General features: G+C 72.1%; 17 protein-coding genes. 2 read left to right on the forward strand and 15 right to left on the reverse strand.

Annotation, left to right across the window (positions count from 1 at the left end):
* Positions 1–275: 275 nt before the first annotated feature.
* The 14 genes from ACFY15_RS23070 to pgsA all read right to left on the reverse strand — a co-directional run bounded on the left by ACFY15_RS23070 (position 276) and on the right by pgsA (position 12,722).
* Positions 276–833: an adenine phosphoribosyltransferase gene (locus ACFY15_RS23070; protein WP_390689206.1), complete on the reverse strand. Its 558-nt coding sequence runs from the start codon at positions 831–833 to the stop codon at positions 276–278.
* The gene (secF, locus tag ACFY15_RS23075) at positions 830–1,882 is read right to left on the reverse strand and encodes a protein translocase subunit SecF (protein WP_390689207.1); all 1,053 of its coding nucleotides are present in this window, start codon (positions 1,880–1,882) and stop codon (positions 830–832) included. Before secF ends, ACFY15_RS23070 begins: the two co-directional genes overlap by 4 nt.
* Before the next feature lies 1 nt (position 1,883).
* Positions 1,884–3,686, reverse strand: a complete 1,803-nt coding sequence (gene secD, locus ACFY15_RS23080; protein ID WP_390689208.1) for a protein translocase subunit SecD — start codon at positions 3,684–3,686, stop codon at positions 1,884–1,886.
* 150 nt (positions 3,687–3,836) lie between these two features.
* A complete protein-coding gene (yajC, locus tag ACFY15_RS23085) occupies positions 3,837–4,289 on the reverse strand; it encodes a preprotein translocase subunit YajC (protein ID WP_390689209.1) in 453 nt (150 codons plus the stop codon).
* 164 nt (positions 4,290–4,453) lie between these two features.
* Positions 4,454–5,527: a Holliday junction branch migration DNA helicase RuvB gene (gene ruvB, locus ACFY15_RS23090; RefSeq protein WP_390689210.1), complete on the reverse strand. Its 1,074-nt coding sequence runs from the start codon at positions 5,525–5,527 to the stop codon at positions 4,454–4,456.
* A 61-nt stretch (positions 5,528–5,588) separates the two neighbouring features.
* A complete protein-coding gene (gene ruvA, locus ACFY15_RS23095; protein ID WP_390689211.1) occupies positions 5,589–6,212 on the reverse strand; it encodes a Holliday junction branch migration protein RuvA in 624 nt (207 codons plus the stop codon).
* Positions 6,209–6,745 carry a crossover junction endodeoxyribonuclease RuvC gene (ruvC, locus tag ACFY15_RS23100; RefSeq protein ID WP_390689212.1) on the reverse strand — a complete coding sequence of 179 codons (537 nt, stop codon included), beginning with the start codon at positions 6,743–6,745 and terminating at the stop codon, positions 6,209–6,211. The genes ruvA and ruvC overlap by 4 nt, the downstream gene beginning before the upstream one ends.
* 132 nt (positions 6,746–6,877) lie before the next feature.
* The gene (locus ACFY15_RS23105) at positions 6,878–7,630 is read right to left on the reverse strand and encodes a YebC/PmpR family DNA-binding transcriptional regulator (RefSeq protein WP_389614386.1); all 753 of its coding nucleotides are present in this window, start codon (positions 7,628–7,630) and stop codon (positions 6,878–6,880) included.
* Between the two features lie 57 nt (positions 7,631–7,687).
* On the reverse strand, positions 7,688–8,281 hold the full coding sequence (pdxT, locus tag ACFY15_RS23110) for a pyridoxal 5'-phosphate synthase glutaminase subunit PdxT (RefSeq protein WP_390689213.1): 594 nt from the start codon (positions 8,279–8,281) through the stop codon (positions 7,688–7,690).
* Positions 8,282–8,292: 11 nt separating this feature from the next.
* Positions 8,293–9,210, reverse strand: a complete 918-nt coding sequence (gene pdxS / locus ACFY15_RS23115; protein ID WP_390689214.1) for a pyridoxal 5'-phosphate synthase lyase subunit PdxS — start codon at positions 9,208–9,210, stop codon at positions 8,293–8,295.
* 171 nt (positions 9,211–9,381) lie between these two features.
* Positions 9,382–9,924 carry a hypothetical protein gene (locus ACFY15_RS23120; RefSeq protein WP_390689215.1) on the reverse strand — a complete coding sequence of 181 codons (543 nt, stop codon included), beginning with the start codon at positions 9,922–9,924 and terminating at the stop codon, positions 9,382–9,384.
* A 70-nt stretch (positions 9,925–9,994) separates the two neighbouring features.
* On the reverse strand, positions 9,995–11,158 hold the full coding sequence (locus ACFY15_RS23125; RefSeq protein ID WP_390689216.1) for a glycosyltransferase family 4 protein: 1,164 nt from the start codon (positions 11,156–11,158) through the stop codon (positions 9,995–9,997).
* Positions 11,158–12,060, reverse strand: coding sequence for a phosphatidylinositol mannoside acyltransferase (locus ACFY15_RS23130; RefSeq protein ID WP_390826003.1), 903 nt, complete (start codon positions 12,058–12,060; stop codon positions 11,158–11,160). Before ACFY15_RS23130 ends, ACFY15_RS23125 begins: the two co-directional genes overlap by 1 nt.
* Positions 12,060–12,722 (reverse strand): phosphatidylinositol phosphate synthase, encoded by a 663-nt coding sequence (pgsA, locus tag ACFY15_RS23135; RefSeq protein WP_390689219.1) that lies wholly within the window; start codon positions 12,720–12,722, stop codon positions 12,060–12,062. The genes ACFY15_RS23130 and pgsA overlap by 1 nt, the downstream gene beginning before the upstream one ends.
* Positions 12,723–12,976: 254 nt before the next feature.
* Between pgsA and ACFY15_RS23140 the strand changes: the two genes are divergently transcribed.
* Positions 12,977–15,181: an elongation factor G-like protein EF-G2 gene (locus ACFY15_RS23140; RefSeq protein ID WP_390689220.1), complete on the forward strand. Its 2,205-nt coding sequence runs from the start codon at positions 12,977–12,979 to the stop codon at positions 15,179–15,181.
* A gap of 236 nt (positions 15,182–15,417) precedes the next feature.
* Positions 15,418–17,100, forward strand: coding sequence for a hypothetical protein (locus ACFY15_RS23145; protein WP_390689221.1), 1,683 nt, complete (start codon positions 15,418–15,420; stop codon positions 17,098–17,100).
* A 198-nt stretch (positions 17,101–17,298) separates the two neighbouring features.
* Here ACFY15_RS23145 and ACFY15_RS23150 read toward each other — a convergent pair whose 3' ends face one another.
* The gene (locus ACFY15_RS23150; protein ID WP_390689222.1) at positions 17,299–17,859 is read right to left on the reverse strand and encodes an HIT family protein; all 561 of its coding nucleotides are present in this window, start codon (positions 17,857–17,859) and stop codon (positions 17,299–17,301) included.
* Positions 17,860–17,871 lie beyond the last annotated feature (12 nt).

The following is a 17,871-nucleotide window of genomic DNA, read 5'->3' on the forward strand; positions in this document are numbered from 1 at the left end:
CGCCGGAGGGAGTCCGGGGGAGGATCCGAGACCCCGGTCAGGTCCGGATAAACCATGGTAGCGAGGGTTCCGCCACGCCGTTCTCCCCGGCCGCACGGCGGGACGGAACACCAGCCCCCTTCCACCCCGGCTCCGCCCGCGCCGCGCCCGGATCCCGGCCCCGACCGCACGGATCCGGCCCCGCCGCCCCCGCCCGCGCCCGGATCCCGGACCGGCACAGCGAAACGGCGGGCCCCCGGGGTGTCCCGGGGGCCCGCCGCTGCGACAGGGAGGGGTCAGACCACGATCAGGGCGTCCAGCGGAGCCCCCGCGAGGGCCCCGGCCAGCTTGGCCCGGCCCGGGAGGAACGACAGCTCCATCAGGACCGCCACGCCCGCGACCTCGGCCCCGGCCCGCCGGATCAGCTCCAGCGAGGCCTCGGCGGTGCCGCCGGTGGCCAGGACGTCGTCGATGACCATGACCCGGTCACCCGTCGACAGGTCCTCGGCGTGGACCTCGATCTCCGCCGTTCCGTACTCCAGCTCGTAGGCCTGCGCGAGCGTGGCGCCCGGCAGCTTGCCGGCCTTGCGCACGGGGATGAAGCCGATGCCCGCCTTGACGGCGACCGGGGCGGCCAGGATGAACCCGCGCGCCTCCAGCCCGACGATCTTCGTCGCGCCGTAGCGGCCGGCCAGCTCCACCAGGGTGTCGGTCAGGGCGCCGAAGGCCGCCGGGTCGGCGAGCAGCGGGGTGATGTCCTTGAACACCACGCCCGGCTTCGGGTAGTCCGTGACGTCCGTGATCCGGCTGAGCAGCAGCTCACGCACCTCGGGGGTGCAGGAGGCGATGGTCACCGGCGCCGCCTCCCCTGGCCGCTCTGGGCCACGACCTGCGGGGTCTCGTCCGCGTCGGCGTCGAGGTCCTCGCCCTTGGCGGCCGCGGCGGCCCGCTTGGCGAGCACGCGCTTCTTCAGCGCCTTCATCGCCGGCTCGCGCTCCTTCAGGTCCACGACCAGCGGGGTGGCGATGAAGATCGACGAGTACGCACCGGCCGCGAGGCCGACGAACAGCGACAGCGAGATGTCGTTGAGCATGCCCGCGCCGAGGAAGCCGCCGCCGATGAACAGCAGGGCCGCGACCGGCAGGAGCGCCACGACGGTGGTGTTGATCGAGCGGACCAGCGTGCCGTTGATGCTGCGGTTGGCGACGTCGCTGAAGGTGTAGCGGGTCTGCTTGGTGATGTCCTTCGCGCCCTCCTTGAGACCGTCGAAGACGACGACGGTGTCGTAGAGGGAGTAGCCGAGGATGGTCAGCAGACCGATCACGGTGCCCGGGGTGACCTCGAAGCCGACGAGCGCGTACACGCCGACGGTGATGGTGAGGTCGTGGACCAGCGCGATCAGGGCCGCGACGGCCATCCGCCACTCGAAGGCGATGGCGAGGTAGATCACCACGAGGACCATGAAGATCGCGAGACCGGTCCAGGCCTTGTTCGCGATCTGCTCGCCCCAGCTCGGGCCGACGAGGTCCGCGTTGATCTGGCCCGCGTCGACCTTGAGGTCGGCGGCGAGCTGCTTCTTCACGGAGGCGGCCGCGTTGGTGTCCAGACCGGAGATCTGGATGCGCAGGCCGCCGGTGCCCAGCTCCTGGACGATCGCGTGGTGCCCCGAGGCCTTGTCCGCGGCCTCGGTCGCCCGTGCGACGGAGACGGCCGTCTTCGGGGTGGTGAAGACGGCGCCGCCCTTGAACTCGATGCCCATGTTGAGGCCCTGGACGGCCAGCGCCACGATCGCCGTGATGGTGATCAGGACGGAGACGCCGTACCAGAGAAAGCGCTTGCCGACGAAGTCGTAGCCGACCTCACCGCGGTACAGCTTGGCGCCGAGATCTCCCAGCTTCGACATCTCACGCCTCCTTTGCGTCGACGGGGGCGGGGACGGGGCCGGTACGGCGGGACCGGCGCAGCGGCGGCTTGACGCCGAGCCGCTTCGGGTCCAGCCCGGACCACGGGTGGCCGCTGGAGAAGAACTTCGTCCGCGCCAGCAGGGTCATGACGGGCTTGGTGAAGAGGAACACCACGACCACGTCGAGCAGGGTGGTCAGACCCAGCGTGAAGGCGAAGCCCTGCACCTTGCCGACGGTGACGATGAAGAGCACGGCGGCGGCGAGGAAGGAGACGAAGTCGGAGACCAGGATCGTGCGCCGGGCGCGCGGCCAGGCCCGCTCGACCGCCGGACGCAGGGTGCGGCCCTCGCGGATCTCGTCGCGGATGCGCTCGAAGTACACGATGAACGAGTCCGCCGTGATGCCGATGGCGACGATCGCGCCGCAGACCGCGGGCAGGTTCAGGGCGAAGCCGATGCCCTTGCCCAGCAGCGCCATGATCGTGTACGTGAGGATCGCGGACACCATGAGGCTGACGATCGCGATGAAGGCCAGACCGCGGTAGTAGACCAGCAGGTAGATCACGACGAGGGCCAGGCCGATGGCGCCGGCGATCAGGCCGGCCTTCAGCTGCTCGCCGCCGAGCGCGGCGGTGACGGTGGTGACGCTGTCCTCCTGGAAGGACAGGGGCAGGGCGCCGTACGAGAGCATGTTGCCCAGGTCCTGCGCGGACTGCTGGGTGAAGCCGCCGGAGATCTCGGCGTTGCCGCCGGTGAGCGCCTGGCTGACGGACGGGTCGGAGATGACCTTGCCGTCGAGGACGATCGCGAACTGGTTCTGCGGGGGCGTCTTGGTGGCCAGCTCACCGGTGATCTTGGCGAACTTGTCAGCGCCCTTGTCGGTGAACTGCATCTGCACGATCCACTGACCGCGCTGCTGGTCGATGACGCCCTTGGCGTCCTTCACGTCCTGGCCGTTGACCTGGGCCGGACCGAGGATCCACTTGCCCCAGGTGGTGCCGCGCTGGCCACAGGCGATCGTCGGCTCGTCGGGCCTGGCGCCCTTGCCGGCGGCGGCGCGCTGGTCCTCCTTGGTGCAGTCCAGCGCGGCGAACTTCGCCTGCAGGTCCGCCACGGCGGGGTCCACCGGCGGGGTCGGGGCGGGGGCCGGGGCCGAGGCGGGGGGCGTGGCCTTGTTGTCGTCTGCCTTCTTCGACTCGCTCGCCGAGGGCGAGGGAGTGGGGGTGCCCGGGGCCTTGAGGGCCTCGCTGAGCACACGGCCCTGGGAAGTGGCGCTGGACGACGGGGTGGCCGGCGCGGACGGCTTGGTGCTGCCCTCGGCCTTCGGGGCGCCGGAACCGCTCGCGGAGGGGCTCGGGGAGCCGCTCGGCTTGGTCTCGGGGGCGGCGGGGGCGCCGTCCGCGAAGGCGAGCACGGGGCGGAAGTACAGCTGGGCGGTGGTACCGACCTGCTCACGCGCCTGCTGCTCGTTCACGCCCTTGGGGATGTTCACGATGATGTGGTCGCGGCCCTGGGTCTGGACCTCGGCCTCCGAGACACCGAGACCGTTGACACGGCGGTCGATGATGCCGACGGCCGTGTTCATGTTGGTCTCGTTGACGGCGTCCGGCTTGCCGGGCTCGCTCTTCGCCTTGAGCGTGATGCTCGTACCGCCGGCGAGGTCGATGCCCAGGCGGGGCGTCGTCTGCTTCGTGAGGAACATCCCCGCGGTGAGCGCCACCATCGCGATCAGGATGAAGGCCAGGGCGCCCCCCGGCCTCCCCTGAGCCCCCGTGGGCCGCCGGCCCTTCTTCGGTGCTGCCACCTTGTCGTTTCTCCCTGTCCAACCGCCCCGCGCCGGGTCAGCGCGCGGACGGCCACGAAATGTGTGGTGGGGACCCCTGCCCCCCGCAGAAGTTCACTGCGGGAACCGCGGCGGATGCCGGTCGGACACCGCCGCGGTCCCTGCCCGGCGCTACTTCGCGCCGGACTCGCCGTCGGTCTTGCCGTCCTTCGGCTCGTCGTCCTTGTTCAGGTCGAGCTTGGGGGCGTCCTCCGGGGCGGAGTCCTTCGACAGGTCCGTCTTCGGGGACTCGGAGTCCGTCAGCGAGGAGGCGTCGTCGGGGACGGTCAGACCGTCCGTGGCGGTGCCGTGGACGATGCGGTTGTACTCCTCGTCCTCCAGCACGGCGCCGATGGCGTTCTTCGCGTAGATCGCGTGGACGCCGGGGGCCACCTCGAGGGTGACCGTGTCGTCACCGATCTCCTTGACCGTGGCGTACATGCCGCCGATGGTGCGGACGCCGGTGCCGGGCGTCATGTGGTCGCGCATCTGCGCGGCCTGCTGCTGCTTCTTCTTGGCGGAGCGGGTCATCAGGAACATCGCCCCGATGAGCACGATGAACGGGAGGAGTGTCACGAGATTCACGGGACGGAGATCCTATCCACGACCGCGCGGGAGACGGCCTTTTTCTACGGGGGTGGGCACACCGACCCGAAGGGTCGGCATCGGCGGAGTCTAGGCGAGTCCGCACCGATGGAACAACGCCCAGCATGGCACCGCAGTTCCTGACCGGTCGAACCTCCGCGCCGTCAGGCCCCGAACAGGCCCTGTTGTCCGCTTGATCCGCCGGCCGCGTGCTGCGGGGGGACAAGCCCCAGGTGAGCCCATGCGGCGGGGGTCGCGACCCGCCCCCGCGGGGTGCGCGCCAGCAGCCCCTCCCGGACCAGGAACGGCTCGGCGACCTCCTCGACCGTCTCGCGCTCCTCCCCCACGGCGACCGCGAGGGTGGACAGCCCGACGGGACCGCCGCCGAACAGCTTCAGCAGGGCCTCCAGCACCGACCGGTCCAGCCGGTCGAGCCCGCGCGCGTCCACCTCGTAGACCTGGAGGGCCGTCGCGGCCACCTCGCGGGTGATCGCCCCGTCGGCCTTGACCTGGGCGTAGTCGCGGACGCGGCGCAGCAGGCGGTTGGCGATGCGCGGGGTGCCGCGGGAGCGGCCGGCGATCTCGGCGGCTCCGGCGGTGTCGATCTCCACGTCGAGGAGGCGGGCGGAGCGGTGGACCACGCGCTGGAGCTCCTCGGGCGCGTAGAACTCCATGTGGCCGGTGAACCCGAAGCGGTCGCGCAGCGGCGGCGGCAGCAGGCCGGCCCGGGTGGTGGCGCCGACGAGGGTGAACGGCGGCAGTTCCAGCGGGATGGCGGTCGCGCCGGGCCCCTTGCCGACGATCACGTCGACGCGGAAGTCCTCCATGGCCATGTACAGCATCTCCTCGGCGGGCCGGGACATGCGGTGGATCTCGTCGAGGAAGAGGACCTCGCCCTCCTGGAGGGAGGAGAGGATGGCGGCGAGGTCGCCGGCGTGCTGGATCGCGGGGCCGGAGGTGATCCGGATGGGCGCGCCCATCTCCGCCGCGATGATCATGGAGAGGGTGGTCTTGCCGAGGCCGGGCGCGCCCGAGAGCAGGACGTGGTCGGCGGTGGCGCCGCGCTGGCGGGCCGCCTTCAGGACGAGGTCGAGCTGCTGGCGGACCTTCTCCTGGCCGACGAACTCGCCGAGGTCCTTGGGGCGCAGGGCCGCCTCGACAGCGGTGTCCTCGCCGTCGGCCGCGGCGGCGACCAGCCGATCGGGCTCGGGGGTGTCGGTCTCGTCGTCCCAGGTCACGATGTTCGGTCTGCCTTCTCGTTCGTACCGGGTGCGGTGGCTGCGGTCGACCGGGGAGCGGTCAGCGGGTGCGGTTCAGGGTCTGCAGGGCCGCCCGCAGGAGCTGGGGGACGGGCGCGGAGCCCCCGGCGGCGATGGCCGCCTCCGCCTGCGGGGTCACCGCGTCAACGGCGTCCTCCGCCTCGCGGGAGGCGTAGCCGAGGCCGATGAGGGCCGCCGTGAGCTGCTCCGTCCAGGCGGCGGGCCCGGAGGCCGCGGGGGCCCGCTGCGCGCCGACCACGGGGGCCGCCCCCAGCTTGCCCTTCAGCTCCAGCAGGAGCTTCTGCGCGCCCTTCTTCCCGATCCCGGGCACGGCCGTCAGCGCCTTCTCGTCGCCCGACTCGACGGCCAGGCGCAGCGCGTCCGGGCTGTGCACGCCGAGCATGGCCTGGGCCAGCCTGGGCCCCACGCCGCTGGCGGTCTGGAGCAGCTCGAAGACCTGGCGCTCGTCGTCGTCCGCGAAGCCGTACAGGGTCAGGGAGTCCTCCCGGACCACCAGGGAGGTGGCCAGCCGGGCCGGCTCGCCGGTGCGCAGGCCCGCGATGGTGTTCGGGGTGCACTGCACGGCCATCCCCACTCCCCCGACCTCGATCACGGCCAGGGTGGGGGTGAGCGCGGCGACCGGTCCGCTGACGAAGGCGATCATCTCGTACGGCCTTTCAAGGCGGAGGCGTGCAGGGCTGCCGCCTGCTGGAGGCGGTTCTGGGCGGGGGACCGCCAGATGTGGCAGATGGCGAGGGCCAGCGCGTCGGCGGCGTCGGCCGGCCTGGGCGGTTCGGCGAGCCGCAGCAGCCGGGTCACCATGGCCCCGACCTGCGCCTTGTCGGCGCGGCCGCTGCCGGTGACGGCGGCCTTGACCTCACTGGGGGTGTGCAGGGCGACGGGTATCCCGCGGCGCGCCGCGCAGAGCATGGCGACGGCACTGGCCTGGGCGGTGCCCATCACGGTGCGGACGTTGTGCTGGCTGAAGACCCGCTCCACTGCGACGAGTTCCGGACGGTGCGCGTCGAGCCACTCCTCGATGCCGCGCTCGATGGCCACGAGCCGGTGCCCCAGCTCGGCGTCGGCGGGCGTGCGCACGACCCCGACGCCGATCATGGTCAGGGGCCGTCCCGCGACCCCTTCGACCACGCCGACACCGCACCGCGTCAGCCCCGGGTCCACGCCCAGTACGCGCACCGCGCCCCTCCCTCTTCGATCGCCAGTGCGTGCAGGCTATCCCGCACCACTGACAACGCCGACGGGCCGACAGGGTGTGTCCTGTCGGCCCGTCGGAACAGCAGCCGTCGATCGAGCCACCCCGAAGGGGGACTAGGCGTCGACCTTCTCCATGACCTCGTCCGAGACGTCGAAGTTGGCGAAGACGTTCTGGACGTCGTCGCTGTCCTCGAGCGCGTCGATCAGCTTGAAGATCTTGCGCGCGCCCTCTTCGTCGAGCTCGACCTGCATGGTCGGGACGAAGCTGGAGTCGGCGGAGTCGTAGTCGATGCCGGCCTCCTGGAGCGCGGTGCGGACCGCGACCAGGTCGGTGGCCTCGCTGATGATCTCCCAGGTGTCGCCGTTGTCGTTGACTTCTTCGGCACCGGCGTCCAGGACGGCGCCGAGGACGTCGTCCTCGGAGAGCTCGGCCTTGGGCAGCAGGATGACGCCCTTGCGGTTGAACAGGTACGAGACCGAGCCCGGGTCGGCCATGGAGCCGCCGTTGCGGGTCATGGCGACGCGGACGTCGGAGGCGGCGCGGTTGCGGTTGTCGGTGAGGCACTCGATGAGCACCGCGACACCGTTCGGGCCGTAGCCCTCGTACATGATCGTCTCGTAGTCGGCGCCGCCGGCCTCGAGGCCGCCGCCGCGCTTGACCGCGGAGTCGATGTTCTTGTTCGGGACCGACTGCTTCTTCGCCTTCTGGACGGCGTCGAACAGCGTCGGGTTGCCCTCGATGTCGGCGCCGCCCATACGGGCCGCGACCTCGATGTTCTTGATCAGCTTCGCGAAGAGCTTGCCGCGCTTGGCATCGATCACGGCCTTCTTGTGCTTCGTCGTAGCCCATTTAGAGTGGCCGGACATCCGCCTGTCTCCTTCGCGTAACCAACAGTGTTCATCTCAGATCCTACCGGGACCTGATTACAGCACCGCGCGCACCATGTCGACGAAGTACGCGTGGACGCGGTCGTCGCCGGTCAGCTCGGGGTGGAACGAGGTGGCGAGGACGTTTCCCTGCCGCACGGCGACCGTGTGGCCGTCGTACGTGGCGAGGACCTCGGCGGAGGCACCGACCGACTCGACCCACGGGGCGCGGATGAAGACGCCCTCGACGGGGCCGCCCTCTATGCCGCTGAAGTCGATCTGCGCCTCGAAGGACTCGTTCTGCCGGCCGAAGGCGTTGCGGCGGACGATCATGTCGATGCCGCCGAGCGTCTCCTGGTCGTCACGGCCGTCCAGGAGCTTGTCGGCGAGCATGATCATGCCGGCGCAGGTGCCGTAGACCGGCATCCCGGCGCGCACGCGCTCGCGCAGCGGCTCCAGCATGCCGAACAGGACGGCGAGCTTCGACATGGTCGTGGACTCGCCGCCGGGGATGACCAGGGCGTCGACCTCGGCGAGCTCCTCGGGACGCCGGACCGGCCTGGCCACGGCGTCCGCCGCGGCCAGGGCGATCAGGTGCTCCCGTACGTCGCCCTGGAGGGCCAGGACACCGATCACGGGGGGGTTGCTCATCGTGGGGTGCCCTACCAGCCGCGGTTGGCGTAGCGCTCGGCCTCGGGGAGGGTGTCGCAGTTGATGCCGACCATGGCCTCGCCCAGGTTGCGGGACGCGTCCGCGATGACCTTCGGGTCGTCGAAGAAGGTGGTGGCCTTCACGATGGCGGCGGCACGCTTGGCAGGGTCGCCGGACTTGAAGATGCCGGAGCCGACGAAGACGCCCTCGGCGCCGAGCTGGCGCATCAGCGCGGCGTCGGCCGGGGTGGCGACGCCACCGGCGGAGAACAGGACGACGGGGAGCTTGCCGAGCTCGGCGACCTCCTTGACGAGCTCGTACGGGGCGCGCAGCTCCTTGGCGGCGGCGTACAGCTCGTTGTTGTCGTAACCGCGCAGCCGGGCGATCTCGTTCTTGATCTGGCGCAGGTGGCGGACGGCCTCGACGACGTTGCCGGTGCCGGCCTCGCCCTTGGAGCGGATCATGGCCGCGCCCTCGGCGATGCGGCGCAGGGCCTCGCCCAGGTTGGTGGCGCCGCAGACGAAGGGGGTGGTGAAGGCCCACTTGTCGGAGTGGTTGATCTCGTCGGCCGGGGTCAGGACCTCGGACTCGTCGATGTAGTCGACGCCGAGGGACTGGAGCACCTGGGCCTCGACGAAGTGGCCGATGCGGGACTTGGCCATGACCGGGATGGAGACGGCCTCGATGATCTCCTCGATCATGTTCGGGTCCGACATCCGGGCCACGCCGCCGTCCTTGCGGATGTCGGCCGGAACCCGCTCCAGGGCCATGACGGCCACGGCGCCGGCGTCCTCGGCGATCTTCGCCTGCTCGGCGTTGACCACGTCCATGATCACGCCGCCCTTGAGCTGCTCGGCCATGCCGCGCTTGACGCGGGACGTGCCGATGGCCGACTCAGCGGACTGGGGGGAGGTGGGAAGCGTGCTCACGGGGTGACCTCACTCGAAAGGAACTCGAAAAGGGAGACGGGTACTACTGGGCAGAGAAAACCCCACCGACCAGTCCACTACAAGGGCCAATATGGAGCCGGTGGCCCCTTCATTTGTCCCCGGCGGCCCTGGTGGACCCGTTCGGCCCAGTGCCCCGGCCCTCCCCGGCGGCTACGCGGGGCGGTCCGCGAGGTCGGCCGGGGGCTCGTCGTCCATCTCGAAGGCCAGCGGGAACGGCGCGTGCCCGGCCAGCCGGAACCACCGGACCTTGCGGTGCGTGTGCAGCGCCCGGGCGGCCCGTACGGCGTCGTTGAGGAAGCGCCGGGCCATCGGCACCCGGCGCACCGCCGCGGCCAGCTCCTCGGCGGCGGCCTCGCCCCCGGGGGCGGCCTTGAGCACCTCCACCTGGTCGGCGTCGGCGAACACCGCGCGCAGCGCCTGGCTGAGCTCGCTCTCGGCGACCTCCCGGTTCTCCTCCTCGGCCTGCCGGGCGGCGTGCGCGGCCTCGTACAGCACGAGCGAGGAGGCTGGGTCGAGCGCCCCGGAGGTGGCCACCTCCGCGACGACGGAGGCGCGCCGCACGAGCTGCGCGTCCAGGGCGGCCCGGGCGGCGTCCATCCGGGTGTGCAGCCGGTCCAGCCGCCCGGCGGTCCAGCTGAGGTAGACCCCGACGGCGCCGAGCGCCACCGCGATCCAGACAAGGTTTTCGATCACGGGCGGCGACACTACCCGCTACGGGCCGCCGCCCGCCCGCCCCGAGGAGCGGGAACGGGCCGCCCGGGGCCTATCCCTCCCGCGAGAAGCCGAGGCGGGTGCGGAGGGGGACGCGTTCGTCGGCGGCCACCGCGGCCGCGCCGTCGGTCACCGTCTCGTAGACGGCCAGGATGTCCGCGCCGACCGTCGACCAGTCGAAGCGGCGCACGTGCGCCGAGCCGCGGGCGCTCAGTTCCGCGCGCCGGTCCGGGTCCCGCAGCAGGGCGATCGCCGCGGCCGCCAGGGAGTCGGCGTCCTCGTTGGCGAACAGCTCCCCCGCCGCGCCCTGGTCCAGCACCTGGGCGAAGGCGTCGAGGTCGGACGCGAGGACGGCCGCCCCCGCGGACAGGGCCTCGACCAGGATGATCCCGAAGCTCTCGCCGCCGGTGTTGGGGGCGACGTAGACGTCGACGCTGCGCAGCAGGCGGGCCTTGTCCTCGTCGGAGACCATGCCGAGGAACTCCACACGGGAGCGCAGCTCGGCCGGCAGCGAGGCCACGGCCTCCTCCTCGTCGCCGCGGCCCGCCACCAGCAGCCGTACGTCCGGGCACTCGCGGACGATGCGCGGGAAGGCGGCCATGAGCACCGGCAGCCCCTTGCGGGGCTCGTCGATGCGGCCGATGAAGCCCAGGGTCGTGCCGCCCCACTCGGGCTTCGGGTCGGCCTTGGCGAAGAAGTCGACGTCGACGCCGTTGGGGATGACCACGGCGTCCCCGCCGAGGTGCTCGACCAGGGTGCGCCGGGCGTACTCGCTGACCGCGATCCGGGCGCTGATCTTCTCCAGCGCGGGCTGGAGGATCGGGTACGCCGCGATCATCGCCCGGGAGCGGGGGTTGGAGGTGTGGAACGTGGCCACGATCGGCCCCTGCGCCGCCCAGCAGGACAGCAGCCCGAGGGAGGGGGAGGCCGGCTCGTGGATGTGGATGACGTCGAAGACACCCTCGTGCAGCCAGCGCCGTACGCGGGCGGCCGACAGGAAGCCGAAGTTCAGCCGGGCGACGGACCCGTTGTAGGGCACCGGCACGGCCCGCCCCGCCGAGACCACGTAGGGGGGCAGCGGGGTCTCGTCGTCCGCGGGGGCCAGAACGGACACCTCGTGGCCCAGCCGGATCAGGTGTTCCGCCAGGTCGCGGATGTGGAACTGGACGCCGCCCGGAACGTCCCAGGAGTACGGGCAGACGATGCCGATCTTCACTACGCGCGCTCCTCCAGGTCGTCGAGCCACAGGCGCTGGAGCATGTGCCAGTCCTCCGGGTGCTCGGCGATCCCCGACGCGAAGGCGTCGGCCAGCGCCTGGGTCATCGCGGCGGTCCTCTCGGTCCGCGTCCCGGTCCCGGGCACCTCCACCTCGGGGTGGATCCGGCCGTACATCTTCGGGGCGTCGCCGTAGTGCAGGGTGGCCGGCAGCAGGACCGCACCGGTCTGCTGCGCCAGCAGCGCGGGCCCGGCGGGCATCCGGGCGGTGGCACCGAAGAAGTCCACCTCGACACCGGAGGCCGAGAGGTCCCGGTCGGCGACCAGGCAGATCATCCCGCCGGCGCGCAGCCGGCGCGCGAGGGTGCCGAAGGCGGCCCCGCCGCTGTGCGGCAGGACCTCCATGCCCAGACTCTGCCGGTAGGCGACGAAGCGGTCGTAGAGGGACTCGGGCTTGAGCCGCTCGGCGACGGTGGTGAAGGGGACGCCGACGTGGCCGGTGACCCAGGCTCCGGCCAGGTCCCAGTTGGCCAGGTGCGGCAGGGCCACGATCACCCCGCGGCCGGAGGCGAGGGCCTCGCGCAGGATGTGCTCGTCCTTCATGGTGACGTCCGTGCCGAAGCGCTGCGGGTCCATGGCGGGCAGCCGGAAGGACTCCATCCAGTAGCGCATGTACGAGCGCATGCCCGCCTGCGACAGCGCGCGCAGCCGCTCGGGGCCGGCGTCGGGCACCACCCGGGCCAGGTTGGACTCCAGGCGCAGCACGCTCTTGCCGCGCCGCTTCCAGACCGTGTCGGCGATCCTGCGTCCGAGGGCCGCGGCCGCCGGCTCGGGGAGCTTCTTGACGCCCGCCCAGCCGAGTCCGTAGAGCCCGTCGACCAGTCTGTCCCTGCCGTTGCCCATCAGAGCGCGCCGCCCTCGGCGGGGGCCGCCGCGTCGGCCTCGGCGGCCTCGCGGCGCACCGTGACCACCCGCTGGACCAGGGTGACGAGCGAGCCGGCCGCCACCGCCCACAGGGCGAAGGGCAGCAGCACGCCGATCCACGAGGGCACCCCGAAGATCTGGAGCCCGGACAGGCCCGCCGCGACGAGGGTGATCACCAGGCGTTCGGCGCGCTCGACGAGCCCGTTGACGGCGACCGGCAGCCCGATCGCCTCGCCGCGGGCCTTGGTGTACGAGACCACCTGGCCGCTGGCCAGGCAGAAGATCGCCACCGCGCACAGCGCGTTGTCGTTGCCGGAGCCCGCGTACCAGAGCGCCAGGCCGCCGAAGATCGCCGCGTCGGCCACCCGGTCGAGGGTGGAGTCGAGGAACGCGCCCCAGCGGCTGGAGACCCCGGCCTGGCGGGCCATGTTCCCGTCCACCAGGTCGGAGAAGACGAACAGGGTGATGGTGATCGTGCCCCAGAAGAACTCGCCCCGGGGGAAGAAGACCAGCGCCCCGGCCACCACACCGGCGGTTCCGATCAGCGTGACCGCGTCGGGGCTCACCCCCCGGCGGAGGAGAAATGCGGCGAACGGCGTGAGAACACGCGTGAAGAACGCACGCGCGTACTTGTTCAGCATGGCCTTCCCAGAGGGTCGCTGGGCCGCGCGGCCACCACGGCCACCGGCTGGCCCATCGTAGCCAGCACCCCGGGTGCGGGGCGCCCCGCACCCTCCGGTTCGCCCTGCGCAGTCCTTCGGCCATCCCCTCGCCGGGCCCCCTTCACACCGCCGTCCGTGACCGGTACGACGTATGGACGCAGTGTGACGCCGGTGCAAAGCTCGAAGAACCCCGATCACCCTCCTTCACCGCGACACCGGGAGGCACGAGCATCATGGGACCCACATCACACCAAGCCGGGGCCGCCGGCAGGGCACTGACGGCCGACCGCCCCGACGCCCTGCGCAACGTCGTGCTGGTCGGCCACAGCGGCGCCGGCAAGACCACCCTGGTCGAGGCCCTGGCCCTGACCGCGGGGGCCGTGAACCGCGCCGGACGGGTCGAGGACGGGGGCACGGTCTCGGACTACGACGAGATCGAGCAGCGCCGCCAGCGCTCCGTCCAGCTCTCCCTGGTCCCCGTCGAATGGGCCGGAATCAAGATCAACATTCTGGACACCCCCGGATACGCCGACTTCGTCGGGGAACTGCGGGCCGGCCTGCGCGCCGCGGACGCGGCCCTCTTCGTCGTCTCGGCCGCCGACGGCATCGACGGGGCGACGCGGATGGTCTGGGACGAATGCGAGGCCGTCGGCATGCCGCGCGCCATCGTCGTCACCCATTTGGAGGCAGCCCGCTCCGATTACTCGCAGACGGCCTCCGTGTGCGGCGAGATCTTCGGCGCCGACGACCCCGACGCCGTCATCCCCCTCTACCTCCCCCTGCTCGGGGCCGCCGGGCCCGACGGCCACGCCCCCGTCACCGGCCTGCTCGGCCTGCTCTCCCGGCGCGTCCACGACTACACCTCCGGCGAACGGGCCGAACGCGACCCGGACCCCGACGAGCTCGCCCTCATCGACGGCGCCCGCTCCCGCCTCATCGAGGGAATCATCGCCGAGAGCGAGGACGAGACCCTCATGGACCGCTACCTCGGCGGCGAGGACATCGACGTCAAGACCCTCGTCGAGGACCTGGAGCGGGCCGTCGCGCGCGGTACCTTCCACCCCGTCCTGATGGCCGCCCCCGCCGCCGACGGGGCCCGCCAGGGCCTGGGCACGGTGGAACTACTCGAACTGATCACCGGCGGCTTCCCCAGCCCGGCCGAACGCGCGCCCCTCGCGGTCACCGCCCCCGACGGCAGCCCGCGCCCGGACGTCACCTGCGACCCCTCCGGCCCGCTCCTCGCCGAGGTCGTCAAGACCTCCTCCGACCCCTACGTCGGCCGCGTCTCCCTCGTCCGCGTCTTCTCCGGCACCCTGCGCCCCGAGGAGACCGTCCACGTCTCCGGGCACGGCCTGGAGGACCGCGGCCACGAGGACCACGATGTCGACGAGCGCATCGGCACCCTCACCTCCCCCTTCGGCAAACAGCAGCGCGCCCTCGGCACCTGCATCGCCGGCGACCTCGCCTGCGTGGCCAAGCTCACCCGCGCCGAGACCGGCGACACCCTCTCCGCCAAGGACGCCCCGCTCCTGCTGGAGCCCTGGGCGATGCCCGAGCCGCTGCTCCCCCTCGCCATCGAGGCCCACAGCAAGGCCGACGAGGACAAGCTCTCCCAGGGCCTGGCCCGGCTCGTCGCCGAGGACCCCACCATGCGCCTGGAGCAGAACCCGCACACCCACCAGCTCGTCCTGTGGTGCCTCGGCGAAGCCCACCAGGACCTCGCCCTGGAACGGCTGCGCACCCGCTTCGGGGTCCAGGTCGACCCGGTCCCCCACAAGGTCAGCCTGCGCGAGACCTTCGGCGCCAGGGCCGCCGGGCGCGGCCGGCACGTCAAGCAGTCGGGCGGGCACGGCCAGTACGCCATCTGCGAGATCGAGGTGGAGCCGCTCCCGCCCGGCAGCGGCATCGAGTTCGTCGACAAGGTGGTCGGCGGCGCGGTGCCCCGCCAGTTCATCCCCTCGGTGGAGAAGGGCGTACGGGCCCAGGCCGCCCGCGGCGTCGCGGCCGGCTACCCGCTGGTCGACGTACGGATCACCCTGCGCGACGGCAAGGCCCACTCGGTGGACTCCTCCGACGCCGCCTTCCAGACGGCGGGCGCCCTCGCCCTGCGCGAGGCCGCCGCGGAGAGCCCGATCCACCTGCTGGAACCCGTCGCCGAACTCGACGTCGTCGTCCCCGACGAGTACGTCGGCCCCGTCATGAGCGACCTGGCCGGCCGCCGCGGCCGCGTCGTCGGCACCGAACAGGCCGAACCGGGCCGGACCCGGGTGCGCGCCGAGGTCCCCGAGATCGAGATCGGCCGCTACGTCGTGGACCTGCGCTCCGTGTCCCACGGCACGGGCCGGTTCGCCCGCGCCTACGCCCGGCACGAGCCGATGCCCCCACACCTGGCGGACAAGGTTCGCGAACAGGCGGAAAAGGGAAGCCCGTTGACATAGTGCCCACCCGGCGCTCCGGCCACCGCCCACCCAACCCGCTTGCGGTGGGCGGTATTTCCCTGTCCCATGACCATGGGGCGGAACACACCGTTAGGCTCTTCGGGCGCGACGCAGAGCACAACGGACCACGACGGAGCGCAACGGGCACGACGGGCACGACAGCGACGGGCACGACAGCGACGGGCACGACGAGCACGACCGGCAAAGAGCACAGTGGCACGGCGATGGGGGCAGCGGTGGCGGACGACGGTTTCGACTTCAGGCCCGGGGCACAGATTCCTCTGCAGGGGGGCGGCGGCCAGACCGCGGCGACCAACGCGCTCGCGTCCGCCGCGTACCGCGACGGCGGCGGGGACACCAGGCTGAAGGACATACTCGGGGCCAACAGCGAGAACCACCCGGCCTCGGTCAAGGCCCCGAAGATCTCCCTCTTCGAACCCAACCTCGGCGAGGCCTTCTGCCGCGCCGTCGAGGCCCGCACCCTCGGCGCGGGCCGCAAGCCCCTCATCCAGTCCTTCGGCGCCGACCCCCAGACCGTCGTCGAGCACTGCCTGGCGGCCTCCCGCATCCGCAAGGAACGCGACCGCCGGCTGCGCCTGATCATGCTGGTCTGCGGGGTGGCCTTCCTGCCCGGCCTGCTGATGTGGCTGGGCCTCTTCCAGCTGCGCAAGACCCTGGCCAAGGGCGAGGGCAAGAAGAACAGCTGGATCGGCACCGCCCTGCTGGTGGGCGTCGCCCTCGTGGCAGCCGCCCTGCTCTATCGCGTGGCCTACCGCCAGCCGGGCAGCGGCCTGCTGGAGCTCTACCTGCTCGGCGCCATCGTCGCCCCGGTCCTCGGCTGGTACGCGGCCCGCCGGATCTGCGAGAGGACCGCCGCCGACCTGCGCTCCCGCTGGGACGGCCTGCTCGGCGGCGGGGGCGCGGTCACCGCCAAGATCCCGGAGGCGGTCCCCGGCAACCCCGACGAGAAGGCCCGCGAGGACCTGCGCCACCAGCTGGCCAAACTCACCGCCGAGAACCGCAGCAACTCCGTCTTCTACGCCGGCCCCAAGGGCATCCTCGGCATGGGCACCCGCTGGGGCAGCTGGCAGATGGCCGAGGAGCTGACCCCGAAGACCGAGGGCCACGAGATCCACCCGTTCCGCAGCTGGGACGTCATACGCGCGATCGACACCCAGCTGCGCAAGCTGGAGCGCGGCCCTCTGCACACCGGCGGTTTCCCGCCCGCGTCGATCCAGCACTGGATCGTCACCCCCGTCGGCGAGGGCGCCGCCGAGGTGGCGCGGCCCGGCGGCGAGGACGTGGACACCTTCCTGGTCAAGCCGCACGAGATCACCCGGATCTGCAACGAGCAGCAGTTCAGCGCCGGCAACCGGCACTACCTGGGCGTCCAGTGGCCCCTGTGGGACGGCCAGCTCGTCATCACGATGCTGGTCACCGTCACCGTGCTCTACAAGACCCTGCGCGTGGACGTCACCGCGCATGCCCTCGGCCCCGTGCACGGCCTGTTCACCACCAAGTCCAAGCCGCCGGTGGTCGAGGTCCCCAAGTCCATCAGGTTCTGGGAGACGGTGGAACGCCCGCTGCCGCTGGTGGACGCGAGCGAGGTGGTCCGGCTGGCCGTACGGGCCCCCCTCACCTGGTACCCGCCACTGCTGGACCACTTCGGCGGCAAGCTGGTGCTGCCCGAGCCCTTCGGCCTGCGGCACGTCTGGGCGGGCTCCATGTGGCGCCACCGCTTCATGGCGGACGACGCCCTGCGCACGGTGGCCCCGGTGCTGCGCGCGGTGCACGCGGCGGCCTTCAAGGTGCTGGACGAGAACGGCGTGGACACCTCGGCCTTCACCAACCGCTCCTCGATCATGAACGGCCTGATCCAGGAGCCGGCCCCGCGCAAGGCCGACGTCTACGAGGCATAGGGGGCGGCCCGGGCGGGCTGACGCCTACGCGGCCGCCCTGGCGGCCCCGAACGCGCAGCGGGCCCGGGCGGTCCTGGCGGAGGTCAACGAGAAGATCCGCACGGCCCTGCGCCGCCCCCCGCCGGGGCCGCCGCTGGGCCTCGCCGGGTTCGACGCGGAGGCGGTCCCGGCGGCGCGGCGTTCCGGTCGCCGCGACGGCTAGTCGTTCGGCCAGGCGTCGGCGAGCATCTGGCGGGTGTCCGCGAGGAGTTGCGGCAGCACCTTGGTGTGCCCGACGACCGGCATGAAGTTCGTGTCCCCGCCCCAGCGGGGCACGACGTGCTGGTGCAGGTGCGCGGCGATCCCGGCGCCGGCGGCGCCGCCCTGGTTCATGCCGATGTTGAAGCCGTGCGCCCCGGACGCCTTGCGCAGCGCGACCATGGCCCGCTTGGTCAGGTCCGCCAGCTCCGCCGTCTCGGGGCCGTCGAGCTCGGTGTAGTCCGCGACGTGGCGGTACGGGACGACCATGAGGTGGCCGCCGTTGTACGGGTACAGGTTGAGCACGGCGTAGACGTGCTTGCCCCGCGCCACGACCAGGCCTTCCTCGTCGGACATCTCCGGAATCCCGCAGAAGGGACAGCCGTCCCCGGCCTCCGGGCCGGTCGGCTTGTTCTCGCCCTGGATGTAGGCCATCCGGTGGGGCGTCCACAGACGCTGGAACGCGTCCTGCGTACCCACACCGATCTGCTGCTCCGGCTCAGTCGTCATAGGACGCAGCATATGACCTCGCCC

The sequence above is a fragment of the Streptomyces sp. NPDC001373 genome (assembly GCF_042895815.1).
Classification (GTDB): Bacteria; Actinomycetota; Actinomycetes; order Streptomycetales; family Streptomycetaceae; genus Streptomyces.

Bases quoted from the DNA above. Each gene is read 5' to 3' on its own strand.
- secF (WP_390689207.1), bottom strand. From the start codon at position 1,882: ATGTCGAAGCTGGGAGATCTCGGCGCCAAGCTGTACCGCGGTGAGGTC.
- ruvA (WP_390689211.1), bottom strand. From the start codon at position 6,212: ATGATCGCCTTCGTCAGCGGACCGGTCGCCGCGCTCACCCCCACCCTG.
- ACFY15_RS23105 (WP_389614386.1), bottom strand. From the start codon at position 7,630: ATGTCCGGCCACTCTAAATGGGCTACGACGAAGCACAAGAAGGCCGTG.
- pdxT (WP_390689213.1), bottom strand. From the start codon at position 8,281: ATGAGCAACCCCCCCGTGATCGGTGTCCTGGCCCTCCAGGGCGACGTA.
- ACFY15_RS23130 (WP_390826003.1), bottom strand. From the start codon at position 12,060: ATGGGCAACGGCAGGGACAGACTGGTCGACGGGCTCTACGGACTCGGC.
- pgsA (WP_390689219.1), bottom strand. From the start codon at position 12,722: ATGCTGAACAAGTACGCGCGTGCGTTCTTCACGCGTGTTCTCACGCCG.
- ACFY15_RS23140 (WP_390689220.1), top strand. From the start codon at position 12,977: ATGGGACCCACATCACACCAAGCCGGGGCCGCCGGCAGGGCACTGACG.
- ACFY15_RS23150 (WP_390689222.1), bottom strand. From the start codon at position 17,859: ATGCTGCGTCCTATGACGACTGAGCCGGAGCAGCAGATCGGTGTGGGT.